10 protein-coding genes are annotated in these 11,080 nt (G+C 36.5%); 4 read left to right on the top strand and 6 right to left on the bottom strand.

The genetic code is table 11. From position 1 onward, the window contains the following. Window positions 1-122: 122 nt before the first annotated feature. From ACTF48_RS10260 to ACTF48_RS10275, 4 genes are all read right to left on the bottom strand, one after another. Complete coding sequence (locus ACTF48_RS10260) at window positions 123-677, bottom strand: thioredoxin family protein (protein ID WP_438963068.1); 555 nt, start codon at window positions 675-677, stop codon at window positions 123-125. A gap of 243 nt (window positions 678-920) precedes the next feature. Continuing rightward, window positions 921-3,431: a M14 family metallopeptidase gene (locus ACTF48_RS10265; RefSeq protein ID WP_438963069.1), complete on the bottom strand. Its 2,511-nt coding sequence runs from the start codon at window positions 3,429-3,431 to the stop codon at window positions 921-923. A 75-nt stretch (window positions 3,432-3,506) separates the two neighbouring features. Further along, window positions 3,507-3,896, bottom strand: coding sequence for a PUR family DNA/RNA-binding protein (locus ACTF48_RS10270; protein ID WP_438963070.1), 390 nt, complete (start codon window positions 3,894-3,896; stop codon window positions 3,507-3,509). A 122-nt stretch (window positions 3,897-4,018) separates the two neighbouring features. After that, window positions 4,019-5,776: an ABC transporter ATP-binding protein gene (locus tag ACTF48_RS10275; protein WP_438963071.1), complete on the bottom strand. Its 1,758-nt coding sequence runs from the start codon at window positions 5,774-5,776 to the stop codon at window positions 4,019-4,021. A 142-nt stretch (window positions 5,777-5,918) separates the two neighbouring features. Here ACTF48_RS10275 and ACTF48_RS10280 point away from each other — a divergent pair, with 142 nt between their 5' ends. From ACTF48_RS10280 to yajC, 4 genes are all read left to right on the top strand, one after another. After that, complete coding sequence (locus ACTF48_RS10280; RefSeq protein ID WP_438963072.1) at window positions 5,919-7,019, top strand: Glu/Leu/Phe/Val family dehydrogenase; 1,101 nt, start codon at window positions 5,919-5,921, stop codon at window positions 7,017-7,019. A gap of 106 nt (window positions 7,020-7,125) precedes the next feature. Next, window positions 7,126-8,064, top strand: coding sequence for a transcription antitermination protein NusB (locus ACTF48_RS10285; RefSeq protein ID WP_438963073.1), 939 nt, complete (start codon window positions 7,126-7,128; stop codon window positions 8,062-8,064). Between the two features lie 127 nt (window positions 8,065-8,191). Further along, entirely contained in the window at window positions 8,192-8,662 is a 471-nt protein-coding gene (locus ACTF48_RS10290) for a DUF1573 domain-containing protein (RefSeq protein ID WP_438963074.1), read from the top strand. A gap of 3 nt (window positions 8,663-8,665) precedes the next feature. Continuing rightward, the gene (yajC, locus tag ACTF48_RS10295; RefSeq protein ID WP_438963075.1) at window positions 8,666-8,962 is read left to right on the top strand and encodes a preprotein translocase subunit YajC; all 297 of its coding nucleotides are present in this window, start codon (window positions 8,666-8,668) and stop codon (window positions 8,960-8,962) included. A gap of 261 nt (window positions 8,963-9,223) precedes the next feature. Here the strand turns inward: yajC and pepT are convergent, their stop codons facing one another. Both pepT and ACTF48_RS10305 read right to left on the bottom strand, forming a co-directional pair. Continuing rightward, a complete protein-coding gene (pepT, locus tag ACTF48_RS10300; protein WP_438963076.1) occupies window positions 9,224-10,459 on the bottom strand; it encodes a peptidase T in 1,236 nt (411 codons plus the stop codon). Further along, window positions 10,460-10,897: a hypothetical protein gene (locus ACTF48_RS10305; protein WP_438963077.1), complete on the bottom strand. Its 438-nt coding sequence runs from the start codon at window positions 10,895-10,897 to the stop codon at window positions 10,460-10,462. It abuts the gene before it with no gap. Between the last annotated feature and the right edge of the window lie 183 nt (window positions 10,898-11,080).

An 11,080-nucleotide genomic window follows, 5' to 3' on the forward strand; every position in this document is an offset into this window, starting at 1 on the left:
TTTAGTCTATTTTAATTGTTGCTTTTGGTATAATGTTTCTCGATTTTTAAACTTAAACTTAAACTTAAACTTAAATTTTCATTTTTCTCATACCTCACACCTCATACCTAAAAGACTAACAACTACTTCCATTTAATCCCACAACCCATGCTAGGTTTTTGCGAAGCAGGTACTTTTTTATTTCCCATTATCGCATCCATCGCTTCACGTAGGGAACGACCCGTTAAAGGAATACCATTTCCAGGTCTGGAATCATCCAGTTGGCCACGATACACCAGATAATCTTCACTGTCAAAAAGATAAAAATCAGGCGTACAAGTAGCGTCATAAGCTCGAGCTACTTCTTGAGTACTGTCATATAGATAGGGGAACGTATAATCGTTTTTTTCGGCTGTTTTGCACATTAATTCTGGACCATCTTGAGGATATTTCTCTACGTCATTACTTGATATTGCTACAAACCCAAAGCCGAGAACTCTATAGTCATTGGCAACCCTTACGATTTCTTCATTCACATGAATTACAAATGGACAGTGATTACAAATAAACATAACCACCGTTCCTAATTTACCTTTCACATCTTGAAAAGTAGTAAGATCATCAGTAGTGGTGTCTATCAGTTCAAATTGCGGTGCCTTAGTGTTTAAGGGCAACATTGCAGAAGGTGTAAGTGCCATATTTTTTATTATAAGTAGTAGAAATCATGTTTTTGTTACGCTTTTGCGAAAGCGAATTACCAAACATTCTCCTAAAGATAGTGCCTTTAAAGTTTTTTTAAAGGTACTATATGTTAGCATTTTTTTATGATGAAGATGACGGATGCTAAATTTGTAAAATATTAATATTCAGTAAATTGTTGTCAATAAGTGTATAGTCGAATGGAATAACTATATCCTAGATTTTAAATTCACAGTTTAAAGCTACATCTCCTTAGCAAAGAAAATAGCGTTCATCAACAGTTTATTAGTACCATACCAAAAGGCTCTAAACTGCGTGTTATCAGTAAAACCGATCACATCGCCACGGCCATAATTTTGATGCTGAAATGGTACCGTGTTTTTTAAGGCCTCTAGATTTTTATCAGATATATAACCACTCATTAATGGGCTGTCTGTATATTTTATAGGGTTTCTAAAAGAATCGTTATGTGGTTCTATGAATAGACTGGTGTTTCTAAACATGGGTAACTGGTCATCTTTATAACCAAAAGCGATAGGATGGGAACGATCCAGTTTAGTTTCAAAAATGGCTCCACCTATATTTTGCGCACCATAAAAATCAGAACGTTGCTCAAAGCTGATGTTTTCGGCTGGATTGTCGGTGCTTTTAAATGTAAGTGGTAAGAGTTTAGAACTGCTCATCCATCGCAAGGCACTGCGATAACCTATAAGAGTTCCACCGGCTCGTGTCCATTCTTTGAGCTGGTCTACAACTTCATTTTCTGGACTACCATAGGTGCTGGGTACGATGATGGTATTATATCGAGATAAATCTTTACGGTTAATGTCATTTACATCAATCTTAGTCACCATAATATCATAACGCTGGTCCATTAAATGCCAGATCTCACCAGCATCATAAGGATTAATCCCATCGCCTATGAGTAAAGCGATTTTAGGTTGTTTTAACGCTCTGAACTGGCGTGATCCTAGGTCAATTCCTGAGGTGAGGCCTGAGTTAACACTTTCTATCCTTATTCCAGTTTCTGATTGAATTTGCTTTAAAAAATGAGCGATTTGAGAACCATTCATTTTTTGGTTTTGAACCGGAATTAAGATCGTTCCATAGTCATAGTCCTTACCGTCGATAGAGAATTGTTCCATAGCTACCTTTGCTCTTATTCCTTCTGAGAACAATTGGTTTAAAGCTTTAGGAGTGTAAAATTCGTTCCATGGCATTAGGTATGCATAATTTGAAGTAATAATGGTAGGAGTCGATTTTTTTATTGACTTGTCATAAGTAATTCCATCACTCACACTAGCATCTTCATCATAATCCATATCAAAGGCTAGTGGGAAAGTCCACGCACTTATGTCATAAAACAAACTGTCTTGAAAATTAGTGCGCTTTTCAAACATGGCGTTGATTAATCTGGAGTTCTTTTGATTTTTTGGAACGATGTAAGCATAGCCTTTTTTATAAGTCTTACCGTTTTTAGTGACGTCGTTTTTCAGGGATCTAACTTCTATCTTATGTCTCATCAAAATCTCGGCTAGTGCATCAGTTCTTCCAGCGTCGGTATGATCTCCGAAGATGATCGCACTGCTATCAGCTTCTTTGCGCGCATCAACATAGAATTTCTTATGGTAGTTTAATATTTCTTCTCGCATGTTTACAGCTGCTTTAAGTGTGGAAATTCCTGCTGTAAATTGATTGCGTATGGTAAAAGGAAAGGTCAGTATGCCATTATCAGAATTTTGTGCGTGACCTCGTGAACTGGCTTGCTCAAATAGAATTCCTATAGATCCATTAATATCTGGAAAAGTAGATCCTTTACCATAATAAAAGTCGTCATAACTTTCTTCTGTATAATAAAGCGATCCTATTTTATCGAGTTCTGCGGCATGATAATTTCCTATTTCTTTAGTCAATTGCTGGTTCATCGCTGGTGTCAACGGGTGCGTTCTCGATGGAATCCCAGGCTGAAAAAAGAACGTGGCATTGGTTCCCATTTCATGGTGGTCTGTTAAAATATTAGGCATCCATTCATGAAAAGTCTCAATACGTGCTTGCGATTCTGGCAATTGAACGGGTAGCCAGTCTCGATTCATATCAAACCAGTAATGATTGGTGCGCCCACCAGGCCATACTTCATCATACTCACGATCGTAGGAGTCTGGATTTACGTTTTTACTTTTATGCTGGTTCACCCATCCAGCAAATCGCTGCAGTCCATCGGGATTAAAACTTGGGTCAAAAAGGATCACCGTATTTTTTAATAGTTCGTTTATTTCAGAACCTTGAGCCGCCGCTAGATGATAGGCGAGAAGCAGTGCCGCGTTTGAACCACTAGGCTCATTACCGTGAATAGAAAAACCTTGGTATACCACGATAGGCATGTTTGCTGTGGATAAATCTTTACCGTCAGACAGCGCCATGTGATCAGACTTAATGTTTTCAATATTCTTGTGATTTTGAGGTGACGTGATGGTAAGTAATATAAGTGGTCTTCCTTCATAGGTGGTACCACGATTTTCTATGGTGATGCGGTCAGACTCACTGGCTAGAACACGCATATATTCGGTTAACTTATCGTGCGTGACGTGCCATTTCCCTGGGACATAACCCAGTATTTCTTGCGGTGTAGAGATTTCACTGTTATAAGTAACGTTTGTAGGTAGGTAATAATCCAGAGTAGGTTCTACTAGTGATTGTGCAGTTAACGCTTTCGCGAAAGCGAAAAACACCACTATCATAATTGCTTTATTCATAAAATCGTGCTTAATGTTTAAAAATAAAAAAAGCCTTTCGGTTAGAAAGGCTTTAAGAAATATTTATGCTAGTTTCTAGATGTCATCAAAACTTATGTCAGTAAAACTTTTCTTAGATTCTTCATTATCAGATGAGGTAGGAGTTTCTTTAGGAGCATGAGCAGCTGGGTCATAGTCTGCCTGGTGTCTTTCAGAAATGACTTCATCACCTTTTTCTTTTATGATGTACTGAGTCATTTCTGCAAGGGTGCTTTCAAACTCAGCAAAGTCTTCTTTGTACAAGTAGATTTTATGTTTTTTAAAGTGAAAACTACCATCATCGTTAGTGAATTTTTTACTTTCTGTAATCGTAAGGTAGTAGTCATCTGCTTTAGTGGACCTTACATCAAAGAAATAAGTGCGTCTTCCTGCTCTTACTACTTTTGAAAAAATATCTTCCTGGTCTTTATAATCTCTATCGGCCATTATCTTGTTTCAAGTTATGAATGTTTTCAAAAATATAAAAAAATGTTAACAACAAAAGTGATGTAGGTTTTTTTATCAGAAATAATGGAGATCAATTTATGGATGTGTTTAAACACTTTAGTTTAAAGTAGATCTTCTTCCAGCATTTGATTAGAATAGAGTTCTGCATAATAGCCCTGATCATTAACTAGGCTGTCATGAGTGCCGTGTTCTACGATACGGCCTTCATCTAGTACGATAATATGGTCTGCATTTTTAGCGCTGCTTACTCGGTGACTCACGATTACGGTTGTCGTGTTTTCAGTAATTTTCTTTAAGTTATTTAATATTTTTTCTTCAGTTTCAGTATCAACTGCGCTTAAACAGTCGTCAAACAGTAATATTTGCGGCTTTTTAATAATAGCACGTGCTATGGAAACGCGTTGTTTCTGACCACCGCTTAAGGTAATACCACGTTCACCTAAGATAGTTTCATAGCCTTTTGTAAACGCTGCTATATTTTTATGAACCACAGCGTTTTTTGCAGCCATTATTATTTCTTCTTCACTGGCCTCTTTTTTACCAAAGGCGATATTACTTTTTATCGTATCTGAGAATAAGAACGCATCTTGAGGCACATAACCTATAGACTGTCTTAAATTATCTAGGTTTAATTCTTTTATAGGAGTTCCGTCTACACTTATGAGTCCATTATCTATATCATATAATCTACCTATTAGTTCTAGAATGGTAGATTTACCGCTGCCTGTTTTACCTAAAATAGCTAGTGTTTTACCAGCTTCTATCTCAAAACTTACATCTTTAAGCGCATGTATGTTTGTGTCATCATATATAAAGTTGACATGATCAAACTTTATCGTTCCTTTAACTGGTGTGTGCGTTTCTACTAAGTTTTGAATTGCAGGTTCTATATCTAGGAATTCATTAATACGTTTTTGAGAGGCAACTGCTTGTTGAATCATATTAGTAACCCAACCTACCACTGCAACTGGCCAGGTAAGCATGTTTACATAAATAAGAAATTCTGGTATAGTTCCTACCTCTATAATACCATCGGCAGCTTGCTGTCCGCCTATGTATAAAACAAGAATGTTACTGAGACCTATAAGGAGTACCATTAATGGAAAGAATAAGGCCTGTATTCTTGCTAGATCTACATTCTTTTCTTTACTATCATTTGCGACCGCAGTAAACTGATCATTCATCTGTTTTCCCAGATTATAAGCCTTAATTACAGAAATACCACTAAAAGATTCTTGTGCAATACTATTGAGGCTAGATAATTGTTCTTGAACCAGTTTAGAACGCTTTTGAATCTCACGACTTACTAAATAGATCGCTACTGATAGAAATGGTAAAGGGATTATCGTGTAAATAGCTAGAGTAGGAGCGGTCTCTATCATTACGGGAATAACCACTATAAATAGCGTGATCATATTTACACTATACATTAAAGCTGGTCCCATGTACATGCGTACTTTAGAAACATCTTCACTGATGCGGTTCATTAAATCTCCAGTGCGGTTTTGTTTATAAAACCCTAAGGATAATCTTTGGTACTGGTTATAAATAATATTTTTAAGATCATATTCTAAATGTCTAGATACTACTATAATAAGCTGGCGCATTACAAAGGTTAATGCTGCAGATAGTAAGGTAGCGCCTAGAATAATAGCTATATACTCTAATAATTTATCGTTAATAAAGGATTTATCAGTGATCGTACCATCACCCCAATCGTTTAATAAATTAATGGTTTTACCTATATACTTAGGTAGGAATATAGATAAAACGCGGGCTATAATGGTTACTATAAAGCCGCCTATAAGCTGCCATTTATATTTGAAAAAGAGTTTATTAAGCTTTTTAAGTTCCTTCATATCGGGTGAAATTCCTGTTAAGAATCTTCTTTCTAAGTTCTGAGGACGAATTTAGGTCAGTCTTATTGTTAAGTTGCTAAAATGAAGTTATTTTTGCCAGCTTTTTGGATACATCTATAAAGAGCCTTTTTAAAATAATTACATGTCTCAGTACACTACTTTAGAAAAAATAATAAACCAGGATCCAGTTTTCGGTCAGTTGTCATTTGATGATCACGAGCAAGTGGTTTTCTGTAATGACAAAGATACAGGATTAAAAGCCATCATAGGAATACATAATACTGTTTTAGGTCCAGCGCTAGGAGGTACTAGAATGTGGCAGTATGATAATGAATGGGCAGCCTTAAATGATGCACTGCGTCTTTCTAGAGGTATGACCTATAAAAGTGCTATCACAGGCTTGAACCTAGGAGGAGGAAAAGCAGTAATTATAGGAGATGCCAAAACTCAAAAAACACCAGAAATGATGCGTCGTTTTGGTGAGTTTGTACATTCTTTAAGTGGTAAATATATCACTGCCGAAGATGTAGGTATGGACACTGAAGACATGGATACCGTGCGCGAGGTGACCCCTTATGTGACTGGGATATCTCAAGAAAAAGGTGGTGCTGGAAATCCATCACCCATCACTGCTTATGGTGTGTTTATGGGAATGAAAGCTGCAGCGCAATTTAAATATGGCAGCGATGTGCTTGAAGATAAAGTGGTTTATGTAGAAGGAATAGGTCATGTAGGAGAAACACTTGTAGAATATTTAACGCAAGAAGGTGCTCAAGTCCATATAGCCGATATCAATCAAGAACGTTTAACAGAGGTCAGCGCTAAGTATGGAGCAAAAATATACACTGGTGCAGATCTTCACGCAGAGAAAATGGATATCTATGCACCATGTGCGCTAGGAGCTACTATTAATGATAACACCATCCAGAAGTTACAAGCAACTGTAATAGCTGGTGCTGCAAATAATCAACTTGCTGATGAAGTTAAGCACGGCACTTTATTACAGCAACGAGGCATCGTTTATGCACCAGATTTTTTAATTAATGCTGGTGGAATTATTAATGTTTATGCAGAGCTAGAAGGTTACGACCGCTCAGAAATCATGCGTAAAACAGAGAATATTTACACCACAACTATTGAGATATTAAATAAAGCTCAAGAAAATGGAGTGACTACCCATACAGCCGCCTTGCAAATTGCTCAGGCTCGTATAGATGCACGTCGTCAAGAAAATCGTGGGTAAGTTACTTTTATTACAGTAACTTTGCCTTTTTATTAAAAGTCTTAAAAGACTACACATTTATTTTAATAGCGCTTTCGCGAAAGCGTATACTTAAAAAATCGTTCTTATGCTTAACCGTCGTCAACTACGTATCAAAGTGATGCAAGCTATTTTTGCCTTTCAAAAGCAAGAAAAAGCAGAAATTAAAGAGCTGGAAAGCTTCTTAAACCAAAGTATGACGCAAACTTATGTGCTGTTTTTATACATGGTACAACTACTTGTTGAGGTGCATAAACTAGCCGAAGATCGAGTGGTAAAAGGAACACAACGTCATCTTGCCACAGACTCAGATTTAAATCCAGCCCGTAATTTTATAGATAATAAAATACTTACCAGGCTGCGCAACAGCCAGGTACTGGTAGATGCCCTTAAAAATCGAAAGCTAAAACCATGGCACCTACATGCTAAATATGTAGAGAATCTTTACAACCAGATTGTAGAAAGCAAATTATATGTGGTCTATATGAGTGAACCTGATAAATCACTTAAGGCAGATCTAAAGTTCCTCACTCAATTATATACAGATATTATTGCTCCTAGTGATGAGTTGCTAGATTATCTAGAAGATGAAAACATAACCTGGACAGATGACTATCCACTGGTTAATAGTGCGATGATCATGTTTTTGCGCAAGGTAAAGCCTGGTAAAGATATTACTCTTCCTGAGCTTATTAAAGATGAAGATGATGTGAAGTTTACCATGGACCTGTTCAGAAAAACTGTTCTTAATAGTGAAGAGCTTTTAAAGCGTATAGAAGGTAAAACACCTAACTGGGAACAAGATCGTATTGCACAAATCGATTTAGTTTTAATCATGATGGCACAATGTGAGTTTTTGAATTTTAATAGTATTCCTGTTAAGGTAAGTTTAAATGAATACTTAGAGATATCAAAAGACTACTCTACTCCTAAGAGCAGCTATTTTATTAATGGAATACTAGATAGTCTAGCCAAAGAATTTGATAAAGAAGGAATACTCCATAAATCAGGTCGTGGTTTAATGTAGTTGTTAAATAATTAGCTATAAGTTTTATCTTTAAAAAGCTGTTAATAAATCAGGTGCTGTCTTGATGTAATTGCTTATTTTAGTTACATTTGCTGTTCTCTTATAAAAACATTATAAATTTTATTCTATGAAAAAATTAGTTTTAATGGTAGCTGCAATAGCTACAATGGCAATTACAAGCTGTAATGAAAAAGCTGCTGCAACGATTGATGAAGCAAACTTAACTGCCGCTGCAGAGCGTGAGGCCGTTGTTGGAGATTTTCCAGTAATGACTTTTACAGAGACTGAATTTGATTTTGGTACTGTAAATGAAGGTACTGTAGTTGAGCACGAGTACACTTTTAAAAACACGGGTAATGCACCACTTATCGTTGTAAATGCAAAAGGTTCATGTGGTTGTACTGTTCCTACATGGTCTAAGGAGCCTATCGCTCCAGGAGCTGAAGGTTCTATGCTTGTAAAGTTTAATACAAATGGAAAGCCTAATAATCAGACTAAAACGGTAACTATAAAGGCTAATACTGAGAGTGGTACAGAGTCTATCCGTATCAAAGGATTTGTTACACCTAAAGCTAAGCCAGCTACTCCAAACGCATAATTGATGAATCAAGAAATGCTCATGCAGTATGGACCGATCTTACTAATGGCGGTAGTTTTTTACTTCCTCATTATAAGACCGCAGTCTAAACGTCGCAAAGAAGAAAAGGAGTTTGCAGAATCTCTTAAAATAGGTGATAAGGTTATTATGTCTAGTGGTATTCACGGTAAAGTAACTCAAATTAGTGCAGATAAAGGTACTGTTCAAGTTGAAACAGGTGCTGGAAAAATCACTTTTGAAAGATCAGCTATATCTACAGAGCTTTCTAAAAAGCTTGTAGCGCCAGTTAAAGAAAATTAAGAAGCGCAACTTTATAATTAAAAGCCCTTGAGAAATCAAGGGCTTTTTTTATGTGGAAATTTTAACGTCCTAATACATATTCATACCTAGCAATGATAGCGGAAATGGCGAGTGTTGCTGTAACATCCAGGCTTACCTCGTGCTTTTTTCAGTGCTATTTATTTTTCTTGCTATTCTTGAGTATAGGTAAGGGTTTTACCTTGAGCCATGCTAGCACTTAATATGTAAAGTGCTAGAGCTTTTAAAGTAATCCCATAATTATTAATCTCTTTGAGCAACAAGTTCTGCTATTTTAATAATCACTTCAGTGGCTTTTATCATGCTTTCTACTGGGACATATTCATAAGGTCCATGGAAGTTATGACCACCTGCAAAAATATTAGGACATGGTAACCCCATGTAACTGAGTTGTGATCCGTCTGTTCCACCACGTATAGGTTTGATCAGTGGTTCTATTCCTAGTTCGCGCATCGCCTTTTCTGCAACGTCTACTATGTGCATTACTGGCTCTACCTTCTCACGCATGTTAAAATATTGATCTTTAATTTCTATAGAAATAGCTTCACGATCATATTGAGCGTTTAAGTCGGCCACTAGTTTATTCATTACTTCTTTGCGTGCTTCAAAATGCTCTCTATCGTGATCTCTTATTATATAATGTAGTTCTGTCTTTTCTACAGCACCTTTCATATTATGTAAGTGAAAAAAGCCCTGGTAACCTTCAGTGTGTTCTGGCGTTTCCATTCTAGGTAAGGACTCTATGAACTCTTGAGCTATGTACATAGAGTTGATCATTTTACCTTTTGCATAACCTGGATGAACTATTTTTCCATGAAAAGTCACTACAGCACCTGCCGCATTAAAATTCTCATATTCTAATTCGCCTATCTGGCTACCATCCATAGTATATGCCCAGTCAGCGCCAAATTTTTTAACATCAAATTTATGTGCACCACGACCTATTTCTTCATCTGGTGTAAAGCCTACTTTTATGGTACCATGTTTTATAGATGGATTTTCAATCAAGACTTTTATGGCTGTCATGATTTCAGTAATACCTGCTTTATCATCTGCGGCGAGTAGTGTGGTACCATCTGTAGTGATAATGGTCTGGCCTTTATACTGTTTTAAAGATTCAAAATAATCTGGTGTTAAAATTAAGTCACTTCCTTTTAGGGGAATATCTCCACCATCATAATCATGAATGATTTGTGGTTTAATGTCTTTTCCTGTAAAGTCAGGTGTGCTGTCAAAGTGTGATATAAAGCCTATTACAGGAACATCATGCTCCACATTTGAAGGTAATGTAGCCATTACATAAGCATTTTTATCTATGCTTACATCACTCATTCCCATGTCTATAAGCTCTTGATGTAATTTACGAGCTAGATCCCATTGTTTTTCTGTGCTAGGTGTGGTGTCGCTTGCTGGATCAGATTCTGTGTCTATGGTGATGTAACTGATGAAGCGGTCTGTGATTTCTTGTTTATTAATCATTTAATATCGGTAAATAGGTCTGTATAATTGGTTAAAATAGCTCTGGCGACGCATTTGTTGCCAGGCAAAGTTAGTGTTACTATAATAAGGATTCTGTATGCTTAAACTGGCTGGTCTAGAAAGCCTGGTTTGTTGTTTACGTTCCTGTCTCTTATTTTCAAAATGAGCCACAATATGCGGTGTGTATTCTTTATGTTCTAAAGATTGAGATTCTCTATAAATCTTCATCATGTCTATGGATTCTCTACCAGGAGTGGCAGAAAAAGCTCGTGGATCATTACGCAAGTGCTCACTTTTAAAACTCAGTTTTACATTAATTTCATGTGGTGGTATGATAAAGAGGTTAAACTGTTCTAGGTCATAACCACGGTCGAATTGAGCTAAGCTACTCCAGCTGGCTAGGGTTAATATACTTGTTAAAAACAGTCTGATTTTCATTTTATAAAGATAGGAAATATGATGTGTTTTACCACAACTTAAGGTCTTGAGGTATACTGCGATCTAATACCAAAAACAACAATTAAACCACTTTTAATAATGAAATTAGTCGTGTCCGACTAAGACAAAAGATCGCTGTCGCTGATAGACTAAAGACGAAAGACTTTATTAAGGAGTTTGAAT

It is taken from the genome of Nonlabens sp., from assembly GCF_965660805.1.
Taxonomy (GTDB): domain Bacteria; phylum Bacteroidota; class Bacteroidia; order Flavobacteriales; family Flavobacteriaceae; genus Nonlabens.